Source organism: Umezawaea sp. Da 62-37 (assembly GCF_032460545.1).
GTDB lineage: Bacteria > Actinomycetota > Actinomycetes > Mycobacteriales > Pseudonocardiaceae > Umezawaea.
Window position 1 is genome coordinate 9,673,955 of record NZ_CP135965.1, and the last position, 24,859, is coordinate 9,698,813.

The 24,859-nt window shown below is 68.0% G+C and carries 14 protein-coding genes, 2 pseudogenes and 2 CRISPR repeat arrays; of the genes and pseudogenes, 12 read left to right on the plus strand and 4 right to left on the minus strand.

Translation table 11 applies throughout. From position 1 onward, the window contains the following. Nucleotides 1–121: 121 nt before the first annotated feature. Nucleotides 122–1,945 carry an ABC transporter ATP-binding protein gene (locus tag RM788_RS43760; RefSeq protein ID WP_315926427.1) on the plus strand — a complete coding sequence of 608 codons (1,824 nt, stop codon included), beginning with the start codon at nt 122–124 and terminating at the stop codon, nt 1,943–1,945. 64 nt (nt 1,946–2,009) lie between these two features. Here the strand turns inward: RM788_RS43760 and RM788_RS43765 are convergent, their stop codons facing one another. Then, the gene (locus RM788_RS43765) at nt 2,010–2,450 is read right to left on the minus strand and encodes a DUF2690 domain-containing protein (RefSeq protein ID WP_315926429.1); all 441 of its coding nucleotides are present in this window, start codon (nt 2,448–2,450) and stop codon (nt 2,010–2,012) included. Nucleotides 2,451–2,534: 84 nt separating this feature from the next. Here RM788_RS43765 and RM788_RS43770 point away from each other — a divergent pair. Together RM788_RS43770 and RM788_RS43775 are read left to right on the plus strand one after the other, a co-directional pair. Next, nucleotides 2,535–3,195 (plus strand): annotated as a pseudogene (locus RM788_RS43770) (transposase); the annotation flags it as partial. Between the two features lie 143 nt (nt 3,196–3,338). After that, on the plus strand, nt 3,339–3,812 hold the full coding sequence (locus RM788_RS43775) for a tetratricopeptide repeat protein (RefSeq protein ID WP_315934996.1): 474 nt from the start codon (nt 3,339–3,341) through the stop codon (nt 3,810–3,812). Nucleotides 3,813–3,938: 126 nt separating this feature from the next. On the opposite strand, the gene RM788_RS43780 is transcribed toward RM788_RS43775, so the two are convergent. After that, nucleotides 3,939–4,223 carry a hypothetical protein gene (locus tag RM788_RS43780; protein ID WP_399341939.1) on the minus strand — a complete coding sequence of 95 codons (285 nt, stop codon included), beginning with the start codon at nt 4,221–4,223 and terminating at the stop codon, nt 3,939–3,941. Nucleotides 4,224–4,390: 167 nt separating this feature from the next. Next, a CRISPR array of direct repeats spans nt 4,391–7,823; the repeat unit is 28 nt; unit sequence GGAAGACCCCCGCGTGCGCGGGGACGAG. A gap of 831 nt (nt 7,824–8,654) precedes the next feature. On the opposite strand from RM788_RS43780, the gene cas3 reads away from it, so the two are divergent. From cas3 to cas2e, 9 genes and pseudogenes are all read left to right on the plus strand, one after another. Further along, nucleotides 8,655–11,519: a CRISPR-associated helicase Cas3' gene (gene cas3, locus RM788_RS43785; RefSeq protein WP_315926431.1), complete on the plus strand. Its 2,865-nt coding sequence runs from the start codon at nt 8,655–8,657 to the stop codon at nt 11,517–11,519. A 312-nt stretch (nt 11,520–11,831) separates the two neighbouring features. After that, a protein-coding gene (locus RM788_RS43790) for an IS5 family transposase (RefSeq protein WP_315926433.1) occupies nt 11,832–12,637 on the plus strand; the annotation gives its coding sequence in 2 pieces (ribosomal slippage) (nt 11,832–12,177 and nt 12,177–12,637; 807 coding nt in all). A 113-nt stretch (nt 12,638–12,750) separates the two neighbouring features. Further along, complete coding sequence (gene casA / locus RM788_RS43795; RefSeq protein WP_315926436.1) at nt 12,751–14,418, plus strand: type I-E CRISPR-associated protein Cse1/CasA; 1,668 nt, start codon at nt 12,751–12,753, stop codon at nt 14,416–14,418. A gap of 1 nt (nt 14,419) precedes the next feature. After that, the gene (casB, locus tag RM788_RS43800; RefSeq protein WP_315926438.1) at nt 14,420–14,992 is read left to right on the plus strand and encodes a type I-E CRISPR-associated protein Cse2/CasB; all 573 of its coding nucleotides are present in this window, start codon (nt 14,420–14,422) and stop codon (nt 14,990–14,992) included. A gap of 47 nt (nt 14,993–15,039) precedes the next feature. Beyond that, nucleotides 15,040–16,173, plus strand: coding sequence for a type I-E CRISPR-associated protein Cas7/Cse4/CasC (gene cas7e, locus RM788_RS43805; RefSeq protein ID WP_315926440.1), 1,134 nt, complete (start codon nt 15,040–15,042; stop codon nt 16,171–16,173). After that, on the plus strand, nt 16,170–17,009 hold the full coding sequence (gene cas5e, locus RM788_RS43810) for a type I-E CRISPR-associated protein Cas5/CasD (RefSeq protein WP_315926442.1): 840 nt from the start codon (nt 16,170–16,172) through the stop codon (nt 17,007–17,009). Before cas7e ends, cas5e begins: the two co-directional genes overlap by 4 nt. Before the next feature lie 4 nt (nt 17,010–17,013). Continuing rightward, a complete protein-coding gene (gene cas6e / locus RM788_RS43815) occupies nt 17,014–17,775 on the plus strand; it encodes a type I-E CRISPR-associated protein Cas6/Cse3/CasE (protein ID WP_315926444.1) in 762 nt (253 codons plus the stop codon). Nucleotide 17,776: 1 nt separating this feature from the next. After that, complete coding sequence (cas1e, locus tag RM788_RS43820; protein ID WP_315934902.1) at nt 17,777–18,772, plus strand: type I-E CRISPR-associated endonuclease Cas1e; 996 nt, start codon at nt 17,777–17,779, stop codon at nt 18,770–18,772. A 56-nt stretch (nt 18,773–18,828) separates the two neighbouring features. Then, a pseudogene (gene cas2e / locus RM788_RS43825) lies at nt 18,829–19,046 on the plus strand (type I-E CRISPR-associated endoribonuclease Cas2e). A gap of 381 nt (nt 19,047–19,427) precedes the next feature. After that, a CRISPR array of direct repeats spans nt 19,428–22,738; the repeat unit is 28 nt; unit sequence GGAAGATCCCCGCGTGCGCGGGGACGAG. A 478-nt stretch (nt 22,739–23,216) separates the two neighbouring features. Here the strand turns inward: cas2e and RM788_RS43830 are convergent. Both RM788_RS43830 and RM788_RS43835 read right to left on the minus strand, forming a co-directional pair. Continuing rightward, the gene (locus RM788_RS43830; protein WP_315926446.1) at nt 23,217–24,350 is read right to left on the minus strand and encodes an IS630 family transposase; all 1,134 of its coding nucleotides are present in this window, start codon (nt 24,348–24,350) and stop codon (nt 23,217–23,219) included. Between the two features lie 114 nt (nt 24,351–24,464). Next, a complete protein-coding gene (locus RM788_RS43835; RefSeq protein ID WP_315926448.1) occupies nt 24,465–24,593 on the minus strand; it encodes a hypothetical protein in 129 nt (42 codons plus the stop codon). Nucleotides 24,594–24,859: the final 266 nt, after the last annotated feature.

Here is a 24,859-nt window from a genome sequence, read left to right on the forward strand (position 1 = left end):
GGAGGCGGAAGTGTCCATTCGCGTCGGATGAAGTCGTTGGACAGCAGCACGTCTCGGACTCACCGGGCTCGATCTCTGCGGCACCATGAGGAAGCCGAGGTATCCCCCGGAAAGGAGTCGGATGGTAGCGCCGGAGCCGGAGAAACCCGTCCGCAGAAATGCGGTTCTGCTCGCCCTGCGGTTGTACGGGAAGGAGTTGTGGCGCCACGGTGCCCTGTCGGCGGGAGTGCTCGTGTCACCCGCGCTGAGCGTGACCTGCCGTGTCTACCTGGCACCGCTCGCGGTGGGCGCCCTCGTGGGCCACCTTGCGGGCGGCGGCGATGCCGTGCTGCCCTATGTGCTGGCTTTCGGCGGGCTGATGCTGCTCTCGGAAGTGTTGTGGCGCATCGGGGTGCACTGCCTCAACCGCGCGGACGGGCGGGGGATCGAGCACCTTTCTGCGCTCGCGATGGACGAACTGCTGGGCAAGGACGCGGCGTTCTTCCACGACAACTTCGCGGGCTCGCTGACCAAGCGGTTGCTGGGCTTCGCGTTCCGCTTCGAGGACTTCGTGGATGCGTTGGCGTTCAAGGTCTTCGCCAACCTGATCCCGCTGGTGTGCGCGTCGGTGGTGCTGTGGAGCTACACCCCTTTGCTGGTCCTGGTCCTGGTGGGCATGATCGCGGTGACCGGGCTCGTGGTCGCGCCGCTGATCCGCCGCCGCCAACGGCTGGTCAACCGGCGCGAGGCCGCCATCGCCCGGGTGTCCGGGCACGTCTCGGACACGTTGGCGAACATGGAGGCGGTGCGGGCGTTCGCCGCCGAGCGGCGCGAGAGCGCGGAGCACCGGACCCGTGCAGCCGAACAGCGGACGCTTATGCTGCGGTCGTGGGATTACGGCAACCTGCGCATCGACACCGTGATCGCGCCGTTGTCCGTGTTTACCAACGTGCTGGGTCTCCTCTTGGCGGTGGGTATCAGCGATGGTCTGGGGGTGGAGGCGATCGTGGTGACGTTCGCGTACTTCGGCAACGCGACCCGGATCATGTTCGAGTTCAACCAGATCTACCGGCAGGTAGAGAACGCGCTCACTGAGGCCGCCCAGTTCACCGAACTGCTACTCGACCCGCCCGCGGTGGTAGACCCGCGGCAGCCGGAGCAGTTGCGCGCCAAAGATTCTCGGGTCCGGTTCGAAGATGTGGAGTTCGGGTACGGCGAGGGTCCGCCGCTATTCGACGGGCTGGACCTGGACATCCCAGCCGGGACGCGGATCGGGCTGGTCGGGCGTTCCGGTGGCGGCAAGTCCACGCTGACCCGGTTGTTGCTGCGGCTGATGGATGTCGACGGCGGTCGCATCCTCATCGGGGACCAGGACATCACCCGGCTGCGGCAGAGCGATCTGCGCGGCCTAATTGCGTACGTGCCGCAGGACCCGGCGATGTTTCACCGGACCCTGCGCGAGAACATCGAGTTCGCCCGGCCGGGCGCGACCGACGCGGAGATCGCACGGGCGGCGTACGCCGCGCACGTGACGGAATTCGTGGACGCGCTGCCCGAGGGGTTCGACACCCTGGTCGGCGAGCGTGGCGTCAAGCTGTCGGGTGGGCAGCGGCAGCGGGTGGCGTTGGCGCGGGCGGTCCTGCGGGATGCGCCGATCCTGCTGCTGGACGAGGCGACCAGCGCGCTCGACTCGGAGAGCGAGGTGCTGGTCCAGGAGGCGCTGTGGCGACTGATGGAGGGGCGCACCGCGATCGTCGTGGCGCACCGGCTGAGCACGGTCGTGCGGATGGACCGGCTGATCGTGCTCGACCGAGGTCGGATCGTCGAGCAGGGCACCCACGCCGAGCTGCTGGCCGCAGGTGGGACGTACACGAAGCTGTGGCACCACCAGTCCGGCGGTTTCCTCGACGGGAAGCCGGTCGGCGGCTCCCGGACCGATGGCAGGGACTCGGTGGGCCCGAAGTAGCCGGACGTTCCGGCGTGCGGGTCTCGGACGCTGCCGGGGCCCGCACGCGGTGTTCGACGACCGGTCAGAAGCAGCCGACGTAGGCCCAGGTCACGTGTACACCGTTGTGGTAAATGTGCGCGCCACCGCAGCCGACCCAGTTGGCCATGTCGAACAGCTGGTAGGTGCAAGCCGAACCACCGTCGGAGTAGGCGGTATAGAGGTTGCCGCCCGCGTTCTGCAACCACACCGACGGTTCTGCGGAGTAGCCCGGCAGGAAGTACGCGTTTACCCACTGCGTGCCGCAGCTGCGGCTGTAGCGCAGGTGAACGGTGGCAACCTCCTGCCCGCCGTCGTTCACGTCGATGGCCGCCTCGTGGGACATGCTGGCAGCACAGCCACTGGTCTGCGGGTTGGGATCGGTCGACGCGGCCGCGTTCGCCGGAACTACCGACAACAACAGGCTAAGCACGGCCAACACGAGCACACTGAGCGCGTGTCGTCGGCGCCGAGGTGTCCTGATCACGGATGACGCCTTCATCTTGATGGTCGCGTCGCCTTGCTTCGACCGTGGTCGGACGACCGATTTCCCAGACTCGCCACACCGACACTCGACCGCGAGTTGTACCTGCTGAAGGACTGGATCGGGATCGGGATCGGTGTCGTGCGGCGGGAATCGGTGATGAGGTGGGGTTCGCGACCAAGCAGGTCCTCGCCCAGGACATGATCGAACGGGCGCTGGAGGCCGGGGTGCCGTTCGGGTGGGTGACCGCGGACGAGTCCTACGGTCAGGACATGAAGTTCCGGCTGTGGCTGAAGTTCGTTGATGTCGCGCGCGTGGTGTCGGTGCCGAAGAACGCGATGGTGGTGTCGATGGATCTTCGGAAGGTCCGGGTCAACCACTTGCTTTCCGATACGGCGTGGAAGCGGCTCAGCGCAGGCGATGGTGTGAAGGGGCGCAGGCGTCGGACCGGCGGTGCTCGATATCCGCCGCTGCGCAGACGGGAGTGGGGTCATTGGCGAAGCGTCGCCAGCCCGTCCGACATCGCCTACTACGTGTGCTTCGGTCCGGCGGACGCGACACCGGAACGGTTGGTGGGCGTGGCGGGCGCGGTGGGCGATCGAGGAGTGCTTCCAGACCGCGAAAAACGAGACCGGCCTGGGCCACTATCGCATCAGATCCGCGGTTACCAGGTGTGGTATCTGCCGTCACACTGTCCATGACCGCTCTGGCCTTCCTGGTGATCACTGGTGAGATCACCAAAAAGGGGCTCTATATCGAGTATCGATCACTCGTGATCCCGTTGTCTGCCGACGAGGTTCGCCGATTGTGTAACCGGATCGTCCACCGCGTCACCCACACCGTCGACCACGTCCTGTACTGGTCTACCTGGAGGCGAACAAGCCAGGGCCCGTGCCCGGATCAGCCACCACAAGAAGCGACATCACAACCTATCGTTGTCGTATTAAGGCGACGCGGCTGCTGCTCGCCGAGTTCGAGACCAGACTCGCCGATGCGCGGGACTCAGCCGACCACGACCACATCGCCAACAGCCAGGTCCTGCTCGTAGGCACGCACGAGGATCTCGGCAACCTGGGCCTGCCGCGGGAGCTCCTCCTCGAAGCGCTCGTTCACTACCGCACCACCGGAAATACCCAAGACACCGCGGAGGTCCTCTCCGAGTTGGGCGACGTCAGCCGTGACCTCGGACTGCTCGCGGAGTCCGCCCAGTTCCTGCGGGAGAGCGTGCGACTGTTCCAGCAGACGGACGATCAGCAGGGCCTGAGGTTCGCATTCGACAGCCTCGCCCGCGCTTTGGAGCAGCTCGGTCTACACACTGAGGCCGGCAAAGCGCTGGCACGAGCCGCTGCACTGTCGGGCGGCTAGTACTCCAGCCGAACTTTGTAGTACTGGCCTGTCTTCGCTGGTAGTGGCTGGTTTTCGCGTGGTGCTGGTGACGTCTGCGCCAGTGGGACCAAGACCATAGGCGATTGCTGTCGTACGCGGTGGTGATCAGGTGTGCCAGGAGACGTTTGATCTCGCCGAGTGTGAGCGGGATGAGGCCGCTGCCAGGGCTTTTGGGGCGATCGTCGCAGTCGCTGCGAGGTAGGTGTGGGCGAGCATCGCGAGGGTGATGTGCCGATACCAGGCGTCGTAGCGGCGGACCTGGTAGTGGTCGAGCCCGACCTCGGTCTTGGCGGTCTGGAAGCAGTCCTCGACCGCCCGTCGGGCACCGGCCGCTGGGATGAGATTGTCGTCGGTGGTTCCGGTTGGGGCGCAACACAAGTAGTAGGCCAACTTGTGTTCGCCCGCTGCTGTTTCGTGTGAGCGAGCGGCGGCTCAGCATCCACCGGGCGCCACTCTGGCGGGGTGGTGTCCTCGTAGACGAGCAGTGAGGCCACCGCCCAGTTGAACAGCTGCGGTCCTTGGCGCCCTCGCCGCACCCGGTGCTTGGCGCCGACCGAGGAAGACCCCCGCGTGCGCGGGGACGAGGAGGTGGACTGGGACGGGGAAGCCGCGAAACTGGGAGGACCCCGCGTGCGCGGGGACGAGCTCGGACAGTTGGGTGCCGCCGAAGATGGCGGGCGGAAGACCCCCGCGCGGGGACGAGGTCGTACCTGGTCAACGGTTGTCGGGTCCACGGGGAAGACCTCCGCGTGCGCGGGGACGAGGCCAACCGGACCGGGCAGGCCGCGCAGATCACCGGAAGACCCCTGCGTGCGCGGGGACGAGAGCAGCACCGGCGCGGCCGCCGATGCACCAACGGAAGACCCCCGTGCGCGGGGACGAAGCACAGGCCGACATGACGATCTGCGACCAGTACGGAAGACCCCCGCGTGCGCGGGGACGAGTGGACGTGGTGAGCCCGGTGGCGTGAAGACCGCGGAAGACCCCCGCGTGCGCGGGGACGAGACCGGGTGCGGAAAGTTTGCAGGTGGTACTCGAGGAAGCCCCCGCGTGCGCGGGGACGAGCGCCCGCGCCCGCGGCACGACACCGAGTCGTACGGAAGACCCTCGCGTGCGCGGGGACGAGACGCCCAAGCCGCGGGCCACAGGGCCCACGTACGGAAGACCCCCGCGTGCGCGGGGACGAGCCTTGTCGTGTGCGGTGCTACTGCTGCCTGTGCGGAAGACCCCCGCGTGCGCGGGGACGAGATGGAAGCCGACTTCGGCGTCCCCGCCAACCACGGAAGACCCCCGCGTGCGCGGGGACGAGGGCCGCGAGCCCGTTCCAGTCCAACCGCATCCCGGAAGACCCCCGCGTGCGCGGGGACGAGGCTGAGCGGCCACGTGTCCACGACCGGCGCGGCGGAAGACCCCCGCGTGCGCGGGGACGAGGCCGTGAGCGTGCGCGTGGTGTCGAAAGTCGAGGAAGACCCCCGCGTGCGCGGGGACGAGGGGTCGTAACCCTCGGGCGCGCGCAGGGCGAGGGAAGACCCCCGCGGCGCGGGGACGAGATGATGTCCGCGTCGGTGTGGATGTCGCGGGGTGGAAGACCCCCGCGTGCGCGGGGACGAGTGGGGCGGGCAGGCCGGGCAGCGGCAGCAGCAGGGAAGACCCCCGCGTGCGCGGGGACGAGCTCTGCTGGGATGGCTGTCCAGTCGGGCAGGTAGGAAGACCCCCGCGTGCGCGGGGACGAGGCCACCACGCCGTCGGTCGACAACTCCGCCCGCGGAAGACCCCCGCGTGCGCGGGGACGAGGCCGCTGAGGCATCGAGGACGGGCTGCTCACTCGGAAGACCCCCGCGTGCGCGGGGACGAGCCACACCTCCGACACCGAGTACGTGGGCCCCTGGGAAGACCCCCGCGTGCGCGGGGACGAGGACATGCGGGTGACGATCACGCCGCCGGGGAGCGGAAGACCCCCGCGTGCGCGGGGACGAGCTGGCGGGCGAGATCCGGTTGCAGCGCCAGTGCGGAAGACCCCCGCGTGCGCGGGGACGAGGTCATCGTGTGGCCCTTGACGGCGAAGGCTCAGGGAAGACCCCCGCGTGCGCGAGGACGAGCTGGCGGGGACCGAAACGACTACTGGCTCGCGTGAAAGACCCCCGCGTGCGCGGGGACGAGGAGCCGATGCGCACGAGCTCGCGCTCCGACCACGGAAGACCCCCGCGTGCGCGGGGACGAGTGTCGTCCGCGAGGGACACCACGACGTTCCACAGGGAAGACCCCCGCGTGCGCGGGGACGAGGAAGAGGACCTCGTCGAGGGTCGGAACTACGACGGAAGACCCCCGCGTGCGCGGGGACGAGAGCGCGCAGGGCATCGACCCCGGCCTGACCGCGGGAAGACCCCCGCGTGCGCGGGGACGAGCGGTTCACGGCGTGGGCGAGGGTGTGCGAGACCGGAAGACCCCCGCGTGCGCGGGGACGAGGGCGCCCACGGCGGTGGGCCCCAGGGCGGCGGCGGAAGACCCCCGCGTGCGCGGGGACGAGTCGACAACACCACGTATAGCGGCCTCGGGTCGCGGAAGACCCCCGCGTGCGCGGGGACGAGAAGCTGATCCACCCCGCGGCGTCGAGCGTCAGGGGAAGACCCCCGCGTGCGCGGGGACGAGAAAATCTCCCAGGCCACGAACTACCTCAACCCGGGAAGACCCCCGCGTGCGCGGGGACGAGGTCGGGGGTGCGGTGACGTCGAACAAGCTGAACGGAAGACCCCCGCGTGCGCGGGGACGAGTTTTCGTTCGTGGTCGGGAACTCGACGACACGCGGAAGACCCCCGCGTGCGCGGGGACGAGGGCACGGGCGTCACCCCGAACCGCGCCTACGAGGGAAGACCCCCGCGTGCGCGGGGACGAGCCTGGGTGTCGTGGTGCTGGGCGTCTCGTGGTGGGAAGACCCCCGCGTGCGCGGGGACGAGGTCCTGGGCGCGGGCGATGTAGGCGAAGTCCTCGGAAGACCCCCGCGTGCGCGGGGACGAGACCCTGCCGGCCGCGCTGGTCAAGGCGACGGCGGGAAGACCCCGCGTGCGCGGGGACGAGGTGCTGGCCGACGCGCTGGCCCGCCTGGGCCCCGGAAGACCCCCGCGTGCGCGGGGACGAGGGCGACGCGTTGATCCAGCGCATCGACGACGCGGGAAGACCCCCGCGTGCGCGGGGACGAGGGCTCTGCACCTAAACGATGTGGTCGAGGTACTGGAAGACCCCCGCGTGCGCGGGGACGAGATCCCCGCGCGGACCCGCGCCCGTGCACCGGAGGGAAGACCCCCGCGTGCGCGGGGACGAGACGAGTTCCGCCTTGGTCCCCTCCGTGCTCAGCGGAAGACCCCCGCGTGCGCGGGGACGAGACACCTGACGCAGCTGGCGCTGGCCGCGTCCGAGGAAGACCCCCGCGTGCGCGGGGACGAGAGCGGCGCCGGGATGGTCGGAAGGCTGCTCACGGGAAGACCCCCGCGTGCGCGGGGACGAGGGCCTCGTGGAGCTCCGGCGCCCCTTCGGCAACGGAAGACCCCCGCGTGCGCGGGGACGAGTGACGTGATCGAAGAGGCCCGGCGCACCGTCGGGGAAGACCCCCGCGTGCGCGGGGACGAGGCCCTCGCCCTGAACGACCCCCACGAGATCGCGGGAAGACCCCCGCGTGCGCGGGGACGAGCCATGCGATGCCCGCCGCTCCAGGCGCTCACAGGGAAGACCCCCGCGTGCGCGGGGACGAGATGGACCAGCGCTTCGCCGAGCAGCAGGCGAACGGAAGACCCCCGCGTGCGCGGGGACGAGGCGGTGGTCGCGGCCGCGGGCCCGGCGCCGGACGGAAGACCCCCGCGTGCGCGGGGACGAGGCGCTCGAAGGCGGGCGGCGAGATGGCGCTCTCGGAAGACCCCCGCGTGCGCGGGGACGAGCACGGGGCCACATCGCTCACGCGCCACCCGACGGGAAGACCCCCGCGTGCGCGGGGACGAGGCTTCGTGACCTGGGACTCTACGAACGGGAACGGTGTTTCTCATTCACTGTTGTTCGGTGTGTTCCGGTCACGGATCTCCCTTGTTGAGTCGAGCGGAGGTGCGTGGCCGTCATGATCTCACCTGAGGTGGCGGTGAGTCCGCGACTCGCCTTACCGTGCGGGGCTTCATGGTCGAGTGGCGCGCTGACTAAGGAGAAGGTTCCGCGTGCCGAGGGGTGAGGCCAGTGCGATCCGGCGGCGCCGGGTGCAGTTCGGAAGATATCCGCGTGCGCGAGATGAGCGGAAAGACCTTGTCGGGCACTCGTCTGGTGGACCCCCGGCGGGGTGCTGGTCTGAGAGCGGTTGGCGCTGGCGATGTCACGGAATCGCTGACCGTTGGCCAGGGCTGCTTGATCTCGCCGTTTGGGAGCGTGCCCGCTGAGCCATCGCACCGGCCGGTCAAGGGTGAGGCCACTAGACCTACTAGGTCGGGGACGTGATCTCGGCGTGTCATCGCCATTCGGCTGCTGACGTTTGGCAGGTCGCTGCTCGAAAGATGGCTGCTTCTCGGGTGCAGACTTCGTCCATGGTGGCGAAATCGGGCTCTGCGCAGTCCGTTGTGGTGCCGTCCTGCGGTCCTTGAGATCTTGACTTTCTATGCATAACAGGAAATTCCGCAATAGTGCGGCCATGTCAACTAAAGTGCTTCACTCGATTGGGTGAAGATTGGCGATTCTTCTCGTTCACGTGTTCGGGTCCGCCACGATCGTGCATGCTGACACTCCTGTTAGGGCTGGGTTGTAAGCCTTGTTGTGGTGTAACGCTTCCGACCTTGACGGAGAAAGATCAACGTGAGCAGTGCTGCCGCCATAGCCCGTGAACTCGGGTGCGATCCGACCACGTGTGCTCACCTGGGCGCACTGTGGGGCAAGTCCCGTGGGAAAGCGGGCGGCACGACGAATCTGCTGATGTCGCATCTGTTCGACACCGCTGCCGTGGCCGAGGCGATCTGGGACCACTTCCTCGCACCCGCGACAAAGGACCTGGTAGGGCGGATATCCGGTGGCCGTGGCCGAGAGTTCTTCGCCTGGATCTGCGGCATCCACGACTGCGGCAAAGCCACGCCGGCGTTCCAGGTCATCGACGCCGTCGAGGCACGACGTGTCCGCACGGCCGGATTGACGTGGTCCCCGGCGGTGAAGCCTGGGATGGGCTGGCGTCACGACAAAGCTGGCGCGAAGTTGTTGATGGACCGACTGTCCGAGGCCGGATGGTCGCAGGAGAACATCGATTGGGTCTGGCCATTGGTCGCCGGTCACCACGGCCTATTCCCGCCGATCGGCACGATCGTGCGCAGTCGTCACGCCCAAAGCGACGCGCAGGGTCGCGGTGTGGAGTGGCTGCGGGTTCAGCGCGCGGTGGTTGAGGTGTTCACCTGCGCGCAAGGCTTCGACGGTCTCGCTGCGGTCGAGCCGGTTGCCTCGCCGACGCGGGCGGAGCAACTGCACCTGAGCGGTTTGGTCGTGATGGCCGACTGGATCGCCAGCAACGAGCAGATCTTCGTCGGTATCGACGACCTCGACGCGGTCAGCGTGAAGAGTGCACGCGTGCGGGCCGCGACAGCGTGGCGGACCCTGCGGCTGCACGGCGGCTGGGGGTGTTTGATCGCACCGGAGGGTGATGTCGTCGCGACCCGTTTCGGACGTCCGGCCCGTGACTTCCAGTTCGACGTGATGGCACGGGCTCGCGCCATGTCCGCGCCTGGTCTGCTTGTGATCGAGGCCCCGATGGGGGAGGGCAAGACCGAGGCGGCGTTGTCGGCGGCGGAGATCCTGGCCGCGCGGTTCGGCGCCGACGGTGTGTTCGTCGGGATGCCGACGCAAGCGACGTGCGATCCGATGTTCACCAGGGTGCGGTCGTGGGTGCGGCAGGTGAGTCCTGGGTTGGAGGATCGGGTCGTGCTGCTGCACGGCAAGAGGAGCTTCAACGCCGAGTGGAAGTTGATGCTCAATCCGCCCAAGGGTGATCCGGAGGACTGGTATGACGGGGTGGGGGAGGACCAGTACGGGATGTCGGGTGGCTCCGACTGTTCGGAGGAGCGTTCCGGGCCGTCGGAGTGGTTGTTGGGACGGCTTCGAGGCCTGTTGGCGCCGGTGGTGGTCGGCACCATCGACCAACTCTTGTACGCGGCGACCAACACCAAGCACGTGATGCTGCGCATGGCGGGGTTGGTCGGCAAGGTCATGATCCTGGACGAGGTGCACGCCGCCGACGTGTACATGTCCCAGTTCTTGCACGAGGCACTGCGTTGGCTGGGCCAGGCTCGTGTCCCGGTGATTCTGCTGTCCGCGACCTTGGCTCCGGACCAGCGACGCAGCTTGGTCGAGGCCTACCTGACCGGAGGCCGCAATGGTGTCCGGACGCCCCTGCCCGATATCACCCAACCGACCGGCTACCCCAGTACGACCACGGCCTGCTTGCGCGGTGACGACCCGGAGGTCGTGGTGACGTCATCGAAGGGGTGGCGGCTGTCGCAACCAGTTGTCGTCCAAGTGCTCCAGGAAACCCCGAGGGATACGTTCGTTGAGGACGAAACGCGGTTCGATGACCTCGCGCAACTCGTGACGCTGCTGGAGGACCGTCTCGCCGCCGGTGGTTGCGCGTTGGTCATCCGCAATGATGTCGTCCGCGCGCAGAACACCTACACGGAACTACGCGAACACTTCCACGACGATGTCTGGCTGCTGCACGGCAGGCTGGCCGTGGAGCCGCGAGCCCAGCGAACCCGGCAGTGCTTGGATCTACTCGGCCCACCTGGGGATGACGGCCTCGATCGTCCACGTCGCATGATCCTGGTCGCCACCCAGTTGGCCGAGCAGTCCTTCGACGTGGACGTCGACCTGCTGGTCTCCGACCTCGCCCCGATCGACCTGCTGCTGCAACGCATCGGCCGCCTGCACCGTCACGATCGCGGCGATCGACCCGAGCCGGTCTCGACCCCCACCGTGGTGATCACCGGATTCGCCATGCCCACCGTGGACGCTCCGCGGTTCCTGTCGTCCAGCGAATTCATCTACGGCCGATACGTGTTGCTGCGCACCGCCGACCTCGTCCTGGCCGCGGCCGATAACGATGGCTGGTCCGTGCCCGACAGCGTGCCCGCGCTGGTCGACGCGGTGTACTCCGAGCACGAAGCCATCCGCACCCGGTGGCCCGAGGACGAACAGGCGGCCCGCGCCGAATGGGACCGCGACGAACGTGAACGCGCCGAAAAAGCAGGTGTCTTCCTGCTCTCCGCTCCGCACGAGTGGACCGAGCCCACGCTGCAAGGCCTGTCCTACGCCCACACCCAGGGAACGCACGACCAAACCAGGTTGGACGCACTCGTCCGGGACGGCGACGAATCGGTCGAAGTCGTCATCCTCCGGCATGGCACGCACGGCTACAGCTCCTACCGCGGTGTCCGGTTGGGCATGCACGGTGAACTCGGGCCCGAACTGCTGGATGACGTCATGGCCGGCACCGTCCGTCTGCCGGCCAGCCTCACCACAGTGGCCTTGGGCGCCCTCGTGTCGTTGCCCGAGTGGAACCGCCACCCGTGGCTCAAGTACGTCCGAGCACTCGTTCTTCACGACGACCGGACTCCCGTGGCATTGGGAACCCGTCTCGTTTCCTATGACCGCGATCTTGGGTTGGTGGCACTGCGCGAGGCGTGAAGGCTGACGCGGGCGAGCCCCGCGTACGCGGGGACGACTTCGCAGATGACCTTCGAACTGCCACCGCACAGGGAGAACCCTGCTGTCAGCAGGGACGACCACGTCAGCCGAACCGCAGCGTACCCAGTGCGCGATGAGTCAGCGAAGCAAGTTGGTCAGCGAACAGCTACTGCACACTTGGTTAAAAGTTCGGAGGGCTGCTACGCTCAAACGAGCGGCCACTACTGCCAGGGTGACACCTTCCGTCATTGCTACGAGATTTAGAGGGTGTCTCACGTGGTTTTGACGTGGTCGTTGGCATGATCGTCGGTCATGGACGATTTGTCGCAGCGCTTGGTGCCCGATGAGTTGTGGACCTTGGTCGAGCCGTTGATCCCTGGTTTCGTCGCCCGTCCTCAGGGTGGCGGGACAGCCCCGGTGGATGACCGGGCGGTGTTCACCGCGATCGTGTTCGTGCTGACCAGCGGATGTCCTTGGCGGTTGTTGCCGCCGTCGTTCGGGGTGACGGTGCCGACCGCGCACCGCCGGTTCACCGAGTGGACCAAGGCCGGGGTGTGGCGGCGGATGCATCGGGCGGTGCTCGACGAACTCGGCGCGCAGGGGTTGATCGACTGGTCCCGCGCGGTCCTGGACGGAGCGTCCGTCCGGGCGAAAAAAGGGGATCCATGACCGGTCGGAACCCGGTCGACCGCGGCAAAGCCGGCTCGAAGATCCACGTCCTGACCGACCGTCAGGGCATCCCGCTGTCGGTGGCGGTCTCCGGCGCCAACACCCACGACTCCCAGGCGCTCAAGCCTCTGGTGATGGCGATCCCCGAGATCCGGTCCCGACGTGGTCGCCGCCGCCGCAGGCCCGACAAGCTGCACGCGGACAAGGCCTACGACACCCGCGAACTGCGTGGATGGGTACGCGACCGCGGCATCGGCGTCCGCATCGCCCGCAAGGGCATCGAGTCCAGCGACAGCCTGGGCCGACACCGTTGGGTCATCGAACGCACCATCGCCTGGATGTTCAACTACCGCCGACTGGCTACCCGATACGAACGACACGGCAACAACTTCTGCGCGTTTCTCACTCTGGCCGCAGCGCTGACCTGCTTCAAGAAACTACCCACGTGAGACGCCCTCTTAGTTGCCGATCGAGAAGTTGTTACCGCAGGACACTTACCCGCCTGTCTCTTGATGTCCGGTGGTCGTTGTCACCGACAAGATCACTGCCAAGAAGGATGACGATGAACCTTCTGGACGATCCTTGGATTCCAGTCCGGATCGACAACACCTACACCGAGGTGTCAGGTCGTGATGCGATCCTGCGTGCCCATGAGATCCAGCAGTTGAGTGTGGACGTGCCGACAATGCTCCCGGTGATCTTGCGGCAGTTCTTACTGCCGATCGTTCTGGACGCGTTGGGAGCGCCCAGAACGATCGAGCAGTGGAAGCTGTGGATGCGAGCATCCGCTGAAGGACTGCTGTACTCCGGCGCGCAGCCCCCTCCTCTGGCGCGTGAGACCGACGCGGACACCCTAAGGTCGCGAAATGGGGTGCTGCGGTATCTCGCCGACTACCACGACCGGTTCGAGTTGTTCCACCCGGAACACCCTTTCGCCCAGGTCGCCGGGTTGCGCACAACCAACGATGACACCAAGTCCACCTCGCTGTTGGTTCCGTCGGTCGCCTCGGGCAACAACGTGCCGTTGTTCTCGAATCGGACCGGCGATGAGCCCGCCCCGCTGAGGGCGGCGGAAGCGGCGCGGTGGCTGTTGCACGCCCACTGCTGGGACACCGCCGCGATCAAGACCGGGGCAGCGGGTGACTCCCAGGCCAAGAACGGGAAGACCACCGGCAACCCGACCGGGCCGCTGGGACAGTTGGGCGTGGTCATCCCGATCGGCCGCACGCTCGCGGAAACTCTCATGCTGAACGTGCCCCTCGTCCGGGACGGTCTGTCCGATCAGGATCTGCCTCAGTGGCGTCGGGCTCCTTGGACAGCCGAATGGAAGCCCGGCCGAGCTGTCGGATGGTTGCAGCTGCTGACCTGGCAGGCACGGCGCATCCGCCTACACCATGAAGATGGCCCCGACGGTCGACGCGTAACCTCCGTCGTGGTGAGCGCGGGCGACCGCCTGACCCAAACCCCCGCTCACGAACCACACACCTTGTGGCGTAACGACTCCAAGGCCAAGGCCGGTGAGCCCACCCTCCGTCCCCGACGGCACATGTCGGGCAGAGCCGCCTGGCAGGGACTCGACGCGTTGCTGGCCGTGGACCCCGGTGGTAGCGAGGCGGTGCAGACCAGCCGTCAACTCCAGGATCTGGCTGCGGTACTCGAACCCGATTTTCCCTTGCAGGTTTGCACGGTCGGTGTCGAATACGGTAACCAGTCCGCCGTCGTGGAGAACGTCATTGCCGACTCCATTCCCCTGCCGGTCGCGGCTTTGCGTGACAGCGAAGCTCGCTACGTTCTGATCGAGATCGCCGACCAGGTCGATCGAGTGGTCAAGGCCGTCAACTTGTTGTCGGTCGATCTGCGACGCACAACCGGGTCCGAGCCGATCCCCTGGGACAAGGGGCAACGCCCCGGTGACCGGCTGCTCCACGCCCTGGACCCGGTCACACGCCTCGTGCTGCACAAGCTCCAACGCCGCAGCGATCACGAGGCAGCCACCGCCGTGCACTTGGCTTGGGAGCAGACAGCGTGGCGGATAGCGCGCGACATCGCCGAACCATTGCTGCGTGACGTGTCCCCACGCCAGTTCACCGGCCTACGCACGACCTATAAGGATAAGGAAATCCTGCTCTGCTCGCCGAAGGCGGAACTCGCTTTCCGGAGAAGAGTCAGCGACGCCCTCCCGCTGGCAGCCGAAGTTCGCAAGCGTCGTGACCCCGATCAGGAGAGCTGACATGTCCGAACCCCGAGACCGGCGTGCCTGGTACTGGGAGACCTACGTCGACGATCAAGGCCACTGGAAGAAGACCAGCGAACAACCGGAAGGTCGGGATCTGGCCGCGCTGCGGCGCGGACTCGGCAGGCTCGCCGGTTCCGTGCCGCAGATGTGGCCCTACTACCGGAGCGTCATCCCGTCGGTGGAGTCACCGCGCCTGGACGCGGAGCACGCGGCATTGTCACTGTACGGGCTGCACCAGCAATCCCAGCGCAACCCCATGCACAAGCCCGGTATCGGCTTGGGCGAAGCCCTGCGGCAGCTCAAAAATCACGACGGTGTCAGCGAGGAAGCTGTCACCCGACGATTCAACGCCGCCGCCACAGCGACCAGCATCGGCGAACTCGTCGCGCACCTGCGCGGCCTGGTCACCCAGTTGCGCGGCAAGGACATCGCACTGGACTACACGCGACTGCGTGACGACCTGCTCGATTGGATCAACCCCACCAGTCAATCGTGGGTGCGGCGCCGCTGGGGAATGCAGTACCACGCCTGGCACTCCGCCAAGGCGGACGAGGACGCCACCGCCTGACTCGCGCACCACGACGATCCGACACCACCACTCCTGGGAGTTTTCTCGTGCCCGCACGCCGTTACCTCGACATCCACGTCCTGCAGACCGTCCCGCCCTCGAACCTCAACCGGGACGACGCCGGAAGCCCCAAACAGGCCATCTACGGGGGTGTGCGTCGCTCACGCGTGTCCTCGCAGGCCTGGAAGCGCGCCACCCGCACCGCCTTCGCCGAACGGGTTCCCAAAGCCGACCTCGCCACCCGCACCAAGCAGATCTCCGACCTGCTCACCACACGACTGGCCACCGCCCACGACCTGACCGCGCAGGGCGCCGCCAGGATCAGTAATGCCCTGCTCAAACCGCTGGGCATCAAGGCCAGCAAGAAGAACGCCGAGCAGACCTCCTACCTGTTGTTTTTCGGCTACCCCCAACTCGACGCGATCGCCGACGCGATCAGCGGCCGGATCGGCGAGCTGGTCGCGTCGGACGACGCCGCGCTGGCCACGGCCGTGGAACAGGTGGACGTCAAGAAAATCCTCGGCACCGGCCACCCGATCGACGTCGCCCTGTTCGGGCGCATGGTCGCCGACATCCCCAACCTCAACGTCGACGCCGCCTGCCAGGTCGCCCACGCCATCTCCACCCACCCGGTGGAGATCGAGTTCGACTACTACACCGCCGTCGACGACGAGAACACCCGCGAACAGACCGGCGCCGGGATGATCGGCACCGTGGAGTTCAACTCCGCCACCCTCTACCGCTACGCCACCCTCGGCCTGGAGCAGTTGACGACCAACCTCGGCGGCACCGAGGCCGTCCCGGACGCGGTCGAGTTGTTCGTGGACTGCTTCGCCCGCTCCATCCCCTCCGGACACGCCAACTCCTTCGCCCACCGCACCCTGCCCAGCCTGGTCGCGGTCGTCGCCCGCGAGGACCAGCCGGTCAACCTGGTCTCCGCGTTCGAGAAGCCCATCCGCTCCCGCGACGGCGTGCTCCTGGAGTCGGCGTCCCGGCTGGCCGCCGAGTTGACCAACGCGACCACCAACTGGGGCCAGAGCCCGACCAAGGTCATGGCCTGCTACAACGGCGACGAGTCGGACGTGGTCGCCGCGTTCGATCGTTCTCTGCCGTTCCCCGAGTTGCTCGCCGACCTCAAGCGGTTCACCACCGACTGGCTGACCCAGGACGGCACGCGATGAGCACCACGTCCTCGGCGGCCACCGCCGTGCTGGTGCTGCGCCTGGCCGCGCCCCTGCAATCGTGGGGGGACTCCAGCGAGTTCAACCGCCGCGACACCGCCGGACGCCCCACCAAGTCCGGTGTCATCGGCCTGCTCGCCGCCGCACAGGGCCGCGCTCGCACCGACAGCATCACCGACCTTGGCGACCTCTCGCTGGGAGTGCGCGTCGACCAGCCCGGCACCCTGCTGCGGGACTACCACACCGTCAGCGACTACCGCGGTATTCCGCTGCCCTCGGCGTCGCTGTCCGCCAAAGGCACCCAGAAACCCACCGGGCCCGCGAAGCACACTCACATCACCCAGCGCTTCTACCTGCAGGACGCGATCTTCCTCGCCGCGGTCCACGGTCCCCGCGACCTCATCGACACCCTGCGCCACGCCTTGGCGCACCCGGCGTTTCCCCTGGCGTTGGGGCGCCGCTCGTGCGTGCCGACTCAGCCACTGCTACTGGCCGACGACACCCAGCCGACCCTGACCGCGGCATTGCAGAACACGCCGTGGCTGGTCCCCGAACACACCAGGACACGCCTGGGAGCCAAGGGAAAAGCGCCCGCCACGGTCACCCTCGCCACCACCGTCGACGCCACGCACCCCCCCTCGGACCACGACGATGATCTCGGCGTCCTCGACCGGGCCCACGACCAACCGCTCTCGTTCCACCCATTGCGCCGCACTCGCACCACCCGCATGGTCCGCCACGGCTGGGTCGAGATACCCACGGGACTGACCGGCTCCGACACGTCGACCACGACCGCTCATACCGACCACGATCCGTTCGCGCTGCTGGGGTGGTGACCCGATGACCTATCTCTCCCGAATCCGCCTCAACCCCGTGCGCAGCCAGAGCCGCGAGTTCCTGCGCAACCCCCGCACCCTGCACGCCGCCGTCATGCAAGGCCTCCCCGAACCACCCGCCACCGACCGCGTCCTGTGGCGCGTGGACTCCCGCGGGCACCGCGTCGACCTGCTGGTGCTGACCCCGACCCGCCCCGACTGGAGCCACGTCGTCGAACAAGCAGGATGGCCCGACGCCGAGGGCGAGCACGTCCTGGTCCGCGACTACACGCCCCTGCTCGGACACCTCGCGGTGGGCCGCGAGTTCGCGTTCCGGCTCACCGCCAACCCCGTGCAGTCCACGATGACCCCCGACAAGCTCACCGACTCCCAACGCGAACGCCACGGCGAGGACCGCCCGTCGCGCGGACTGCGCGTCGCGCACCGCACGGTCGCCCATCAGATCGACTGGCTACTACGCCGCACGACCAAGTGGGGCTTCACCGTTCCCGTCTCCCGCACCGCCGCCGCCGCCCCCGGCATCACCAGCACCGCCGACAACCCCGACCCGCACGAAGTACGAGTTGTGAACACCATCGGCTACCGCATCGCGAAGAAAGGCCTGCGGCACCCCGTCACGATGCGCGCGGTCAGCTTCGAAGGACGCCTCGCCGTCACCGACCCGAACCTGCTCCGCACCGCGATGCTCACCGGCATCGGCCCCAACAAGGCCTACGGATGCGGACTGCTCACCCTCGCGCCCCTGCGGAGCGGCAGCGGTGCCTGACATGTGGTGGCAAAACCACCCGCACGACCTGCACCGCGTCACCGACCGGGTATCCAGCGTCTACGCCGAACGCACCCACGTCGACCGCGCCGACAACGCCATCGTCCTGATCAACAAGGAACGCACCGTCCGCGTCCCCGCCGCCATGATCGCCGTTGTCCTGCTCGGACCCGGCACCCGCATCACCCACGCCGCCATGCGCTTACTCGGCGACTCCGGCACCGCAGTGTGCTGGGTCGGCCAACACGGCGTCCGAATGTACGCCAGCGGACAGGGCGCGAGCCGGGGAACCCACCTGCTCCTGCGGCAGGCCTGGCTGGTCACCCGCCCCACCGAACGCCTCGCGGTCGCCCGCCGCATGTACGACATGCGCTTCCCCGACGAGGACACCGCCGGCCTGACCATGCAACAACTCCGCGGACGCGAAGGAACCCGAGTCAAGAAGCTCTACAAGCAGCACTCGCTACGCACCGGCGTCGCTTGGACCCGCCGCGAATACAAAGCGGGCGACGCCTTCGCCGCAGGAGACGACGTCAACCGCGTGCTGTCCGCCGCGAACTCCGCGCTCTACGGCATCTGCCACGCCGTCATCGTCGGCCTCGGCGCCAGCCCTGGCCTCGGATTCGTCCACACCGGTTCTGCCACATCGTTCGTCATGGACATCGCCGACCTCTACAAGGCCGAACTCACCATTCCCCTGGCCTTCGACCTCACCGCCCAAGGCCTGATCGACGAGCGCGACGCACGCACCGCGCTGCGCGACCGCATCGTGGACACCGGACTTCTGCATCGTGTCGTCGACGACGTCAAAAGCCTCCTGTTTCCCGACGGCGAGGAACCGTCCGACAACGGCGCGAACGAGCTCTGGGACGAGGAACTGGGCACCGTGTCCGGTGGCGTCAACTGGTCGTCCGACCTCGATGGGCGCGGGGGAGAGCACATGGTCGTCATCGGCCCTGAGTTCGACGAAATCGAACCCGAGCAGGTGGACTTTTGACCGTCATCGTCCTCATCGCCGCTCCGGAAGGACTCCGCGGCCACCTCACCCGCTGGATGGTCGAGGTGGCTGCCGGAATCTTCGTCGGAGCCCCCAGCCGCCGGGTCCGTGAACGACTGTGGAACTCCTCGCCGAACGCATCCGCGACGGTCAGGCGGTCATGACCGAACCAGCGGACAACGAGCAGGGCTGGACCGTGCGCACCGCCGGACGAGACCGGTGGTACCCGGTCGACTACGACGGCCTCGTACTGTCCGCTCGACTCCGACGATGACCCATCCCGCTGCCCTAGCTCATCGTAATGACAATTAATGAGAAACACTGTCACCGTTCGTAGATCGGCTGGTCACTGAGGCCTCATCCCCGCATACGCGGGGGTCCTACACCCATTGGCGGGGCGATGTCGGGATCGAGGTCTTCTTCCTCGCGCACGCTGGGGTCTTTCGCTGAAGGAAAACAACGCCACCCTCAACGAGGCCCCGTCCCCGCGCACGCGGGGTCCTCCCTGACTGGTGAGTTCCTGCGCCGACAAGGCTGTCTGTCCCTGCGCACGCGGGAATCTTCCCGCGCCAATCCTCGCGCAGCAAGGCCCGCAGTTCGTCCCGCGCAGGCTGGGCTTTCCGGCGATGCGTAGAACAACCATCGGTTGGAACACCCCCCGCCTGCGCGGGGACGAGTGGGCAATGTGATCGGCGGGCAGGACGAGGACTGGAAGGCCCCCGCGTGCGCGGGGACGAGCATGCCGAGGTCGCCTCCGACTGGGCGCACGACGGAAGACCCCCGCGTGCGCGGGGACGAGAGCACGTCGAGCGGGTTGATGCGCTCACCCTTGGGAAGACCCCCGCGTGCGCGGGGACGAGCTGGCCCCGCGGCCGAGAAGAGCGGCGCCAAGGGAAGCCCCCCGCGTGAGCGGGGACGAGCGCACGGCACCGGCGAGCTGGGCGGGCGAGATCGGAAGACCCCCGCGTGCGCGGGGACGAGGCGAGGGCGGCGCACTCGCTGTTGACCCAGTGGGAAAGACCCCCGCGTGCGCGGAGACAAGTCCTCGTTGACCAGGTCCACGATGGGCTCGAACGGAAGATTCCCGCGTGCGCTGGGACGAGCGGCGCGGAGCAGTTCACGGAAGACGGCACCCGGAAGATCCCCGCGTGCGCGGGGACGAGGCGGCCGAACGGTTCAACGGGCACGCCGCGGTGGGAAGACCCCCGTGTGCGCGGGGACGAGGCACGGTCGTCGACGTCGACGTAGTTCTCCCACGGAAGACCCCCGCGTGCGGGGACGAGAGGTCCACGAGGATGACCGGCGGCGCCGTCGGCGGAAGACCCCCGCGTGCGCGGGGACGAGCAGGGCCATGGACACGATCTCGACGCGACCGGGAGGAAGACCCCCGCGTGCGCGGGGACGAGTGCGCGGTAGTGCGGCGGGGATGATCACGCCGAGGAAGACCCCCGCGTGCGCGGGGACGAGCGGCCGGGCGAGGACTACGCGAGGTGCGTTGCGGGAAGACCCCCGCGTGCGCGGGGACGAGACGGGAAGGAACCGCCGTGTGCCCAGGCCACCGAGGAAAACCCCCGCATGCGCGGGGACGAGGACGTTCGAGAAGTCGTTGAGGATCGGCTCGGCGGAAGACCCCCACGTGCGCGGGGACGAGTGCACTGGTTGAACCCGGAGTTGTCCGGGACCGGGAAGACCCCCGCGTGCGCTGGGACGAGCCGCAACTGGCCGACAGCACGCTGAGAACCTGGGGAAGACCCCCGCGTGCGCGGGGACGAGGGCCCGCCGAGGGATACGGCACAGAGAGTGATCGGAAGACCCCCGCGTGCGCGGACGAGGACCCGCGGGTCGAGGGGCTGCACGTCCTCGACGGAAGACCCCCGCGTGCGCGGGGACGAGTGACTTGCCGCTTTGCGCCGCTTTGCGTTACGCGGAAGACCCCCGCGTGCGCGGGGACGAGGCCTGCGGGAACGCCCCACGCACCGGAGACCGGGGAAGACCCCCGCGTGCGCGGGGACGAGGCCCGCGGGAACGCCCCACGCACCGGAGACCGGGGAAGACCCCCGCGTGCGCGGGGACGAGGACCGACGCCACATGGCCATCGCTCGCACCGCCGGAAGACCCCCGCGTGCGCGGGGACGAGAACCGCTCCAGCTCGGCCAGCGTCATCTGCGGCGGAAGACCCCCGCGTGCGCGGGGACGAGTACGGGCACCGCAACTGCATGGGAGAAACCCCTGGAAGACCCCCGCGTGCGCGGGGACGAGCTTCCCTTGCGGGGGCGACCTCCGGGCCCCTTCGCAAGACCCCCGCGTGCGCGGGGACGAGACACTGTTGTGCGCCAACCCCACCCCCCTGGAAGGAAGATCCCCGCGTGCGCGGGGACGAGCGCCAATCCCGATGCTGCGCAAGCGGCCGATCCGGAAGATCCCCGCGTGCGCGGGGACGAGTTTCTCGGCGCGCCGAGGTCGTGGAACTCGCGCGGAAGATCCCCGCGTGCGCAGGGACGAGATCGAAAGGTACCCGGATATGCCGGGCATCTACGGAAGATCCCCGCGTGCGCGGGGACGAGCGGACACGACGTCTTTCCAGTAGGCGTCCCAGAGGAAGATCCCCGCGTGCGCGGGGACGAGGACTCATGCCGTGCCCGCACGACGCGGTACACCGGAAGATTCCCGCGTGCGCGGGGACGAGGGGGAAGGGCGTTAGTAACGGGCTTCCCCACCGGGAAGATCCCCGCGTGCGCGGGGACGAGTCCCTGATCCACAACGTGGGGGAGACCCTCGACGGAAGATCCCCGCGTGCGCGGGGACGAGAATCCCACGCCGCGAAGATCGCGCTCACGGAGAGGAAGATCCCCGCGTGCGCGGGGACGAGCCCTCGACCGCGGGGCCGGCGTTCTTCACCGCCGGAAGATCCCCGCGTGCGCGGGGACGAGCCGGAATCTCGTTGCTGGCAAAGGATCCGACCAGGAAGATCCCCGCGTGCGCGGGGACGAGAGGCCCGACCTGTACGGCGGGTGCCTGTGCAACGGAAGATCCCCGCGTGCGCGGGGACGAGGCGGCCTTCGCTTTGTTCTCCGTCGAGCCGGACGGAAGATCCCCGCGTGCGCGGGGACGAGTGCCGGTGTAGGTCAGGCGCTCGCTCGTCATGCCGGAAGATCCCCGCGTGCGCGGGGACGAGTGTCCAGCTTGCGCTGGAGCTTCGCGTCGAGGCGGAAGATCCCCGCGTGCGCGGGGACGAGCCGGCCAACGCCTTCCTGATCAACTCCACCTGCGGAAGATCCCCGCGTGCGCGGGGGCGAGACAGCGGCCTCGTGCTCCGCCGTGGGCTCACCCGGAAGATCCCCGCGTGCGCGGGGACGAGCCTGGAGGTCTCCGCCGAGGGGATCGAAGTCATGGAAGATCCCCGCGTGCGCGGGGACGAGCTCCTGCCGGGGTAGACGAACCCGACGACGAGGGGAAGATCCCCGCGTGCGCGGGGACGAGGTCCAAGGGCGTCCTCACGGCCTGGGACGTGGAGGAAGATCCCCGCGTGCGCGGGGACGAGATCGCGCCGACGAACGCGAGAAGGACTTGTGCCGGAAGATCCCCGCGTGCGCGGGGACGAGGGGCACGGATCGCACCCTGGGCATGGGTCACGCGGAAGATCCCCGCGTGCGCGGGGACGAGCGGACCCAGCCGATGCCGACCCGTGTGCCGGACGGAAGATCCCCGCGTGCGCGGGGACGAGGCGTCAGCGGGGGTGAGCCGCGCCCCGTCCTCCGGAAGATCCCCGCGTGCGCGGGGACGAGTCCCGCTTGACGAACCGGACCGTGTCGCCGGGCGGAAGATCCCCGCGTGCGCGGGGACGAGACCTCGTCCGCCGCGGCAGCGCGCCGCTCGACGGGAAGATCCCCGCGTGCGCGGGGACGAGTCCAGGCACAGGTGTGCTCCTGTTTGTTCGTGGGGAAGATCCCCGCGTGCGCGGGGACGAGGCTTCGTGACCTGGGACTCTACGAACGGGAACGGTGTTTCTCATTCACTGTTGTTCGGCGGGTTCCGGTCACGGATCTCCCTTGTTGAGTCGAGCGGAGATGCGTGGCCGTCATGATCTCACCTGAGGTGGCGGTGAGTCCGCGACTCGCTTATACCGTGCGTGGGGCTTCATGGTCTGGTGGCGCGTTGACCAAGGGGAAGGTTCCCGCGTGCCGGGGACAAGGCCAATGCGAGCCTGCGGCGCCGGGTGCATTTCGGAAGATACCCGCGTGCGCGAGATGAGCGGAGAGACCTTGTCGGGCACTCGTCTGGTGGAACCTCGGCCGGGTGCTGGTCTGAGAGCGGTTGGCACTGACGATGTCGCGGAATCGCTGATCGTTGGCCAGGGTTGCTTGATCTCGTCGCTTGGGCCCGTGCCCGCTGAGCCATTGCACCGATCGGTCAACGTGAGGCCACCAGACCTACTAGTGCCGTATCAGGCAACGTTCGCCCTGTTGACGACCTCGCATAGCCGTCGATCGTGAGCGTGCTTGTTTCGCCAGATGATGTAGCGGCGGATCATGCTGCCCTGTTCTTTGTGGCTGGGGTGGTCGGTGCCGTCGAGGGTGAAGTACCGCAGGGCGGTGAATTGGGCCTCGATGCGGTTGAGCCACGAGGAGTTTGTTGGGGGGTAGGCGATCTCGACGTTGTTGGCCTCGGCCCAGTCGGCGACCCTGCGGCACCGCCTGGTGGTCAGGTGCGGGGAGTAGTTGTCGCACACGATCGCCAGACGGACCGTCCGCAGGTACAGCGTGCGCAGGTAGCGGCAGAACTCCAGGAACCTGCTCCGGTTCTTGGTCTTCTTGATATGCCCGTAGAGCTTGTCGGTGGCCAGGTCGTAGGCGGCGAACAGGTGCCGGACCCCGTGCGGGCGGGTGTAGGTCGCCCGCCGCCGGGGCCTGGGCCCGCGATCGGAATCCTTGTGCCTGCCACCGCGTTCGGCCCACTGGCGGCCGGGATGCGGTTGCAGGTTGAGCGGCCTGAACTCGTCCAGGCAGAACACCACTGCCGGTTCGTCCGGCTCGGGCACGATCTCGCCGTCGGCGATCGCGTACAGGTGCTCCACCCGCGCCTTCTTGACCGCGTAGTCCGGATCGCGGGAGGCCTTCCAGGTCTTCACGCGTTGAAACGAGACGCCTTCCTCGCGGAGCAGGATGCGCAGGCCCTCGTGGCTGATGTCGTCGACCACCCCCTCGGCGACCAGGAAGTCGGCCAGCTTGGCCAGGCTCCAGGTCGAGAACGGCAGGTCGTGCTCGACCGGCCTGGACTTGACGATCTTCTTGATCTCCCGGCGTTCGGGCAGCGTGAACGTCCTGGGTCGACCGCCGGAGTATTTCGGATAGAGGGAGTCGAAGCCGTCGGTGTTGAAGTTGTGGATCACATCGCGGACCCGGTCCGGGCTGGTGAACGTCACCTCGGCGACCTTGGCCACCGCCATGCCCTGCGCGGACAACAGGACCATCTGCGCCCGCCGCCAGGTCACCACCGACCCGGTGCCCCTGCGGACGATCCGCAACAACCGACCACCCTCGTCCTGATCGATCTCACGAACACGTACTCGATCTGCCACCGAGCCAGCCTGACGCACACGCGCCGCCCGGACCAGGAACCCGAGCGGCGCGTCATGTCATAACGGGGCGAACCTTGCCTGATGCGGCACTAGGTCGTTTAAGGAGTCGATCACTCAGTCCGCGTCACGCTGGACCAGTGGATCCTCGGCCCAGAGGTAGTCCCACGGGCCGCGCCGGATCAACGCCATGCCGAACCCCGCTGCCTTCGCCGCGACGACATCGTTGTCATGGTGATCGCCCACGTACACCGTCGCGTCCGGTCGTCCACCGGGCACCATCGAAGCGACGTGGGCGAAGACTCTGCTGAGGGCTTGGCGACACCCATTGGCCCGAGGTGGCGACCTGGTCGACTGCTGGTTCTGGCGCGCTCGCGGTCACACTGGAAGTTGTTTCATATTCGGGAATCTGTGCTTTGACGAATACGTTGACGCCCAGGCTAGATGGTTGGCAACGACTATTGCCGCAATCAAGCAGGTTCTCCTGCTCGTTCACCGCCAAAAAAATTCTG

Coding starts and splice junctions, on each gene's coding strand:
- RM788_RS43760 (WP_315926427.1), top strand. CDS start 122: ATGGTAGCGCCGGAGCCGGAGAAACCCGTCCGCAGAAATGCGGTTCTG.
- casA (WP_315926436.1), top strand. CDS start 12,751: ATGAACCTTCTGGACGATCCTTGGATTCCAGTCCGGATCGACAACACC.
- casB (WP_315926438.1), top strand. CDS start 14,420: ATGTCCGAACCCCGAGACCGGCGTGCCTGGTACTGGGAGACCTACGTC.
- cas5e (WP_315926442.1), top strand. CDS start 16,170: ATGAGCACCACGTCCTCGGCGGCCACCGCCGTGCTGGTGCTGCGCCTG.
- cas6e (WP_315926444.1), top strand. CDS start 17,014: ATGACCTATCTCTCCCGAATCCGCCTCAACCCCGTGCGCAGCCAGAGC.
- cas1e (WP_315934902.1), top strand. CDS start 17,777: ATGTGGTGGCAAAACCACCCGCACGACCTGCACCGCGTCACCGACCGG.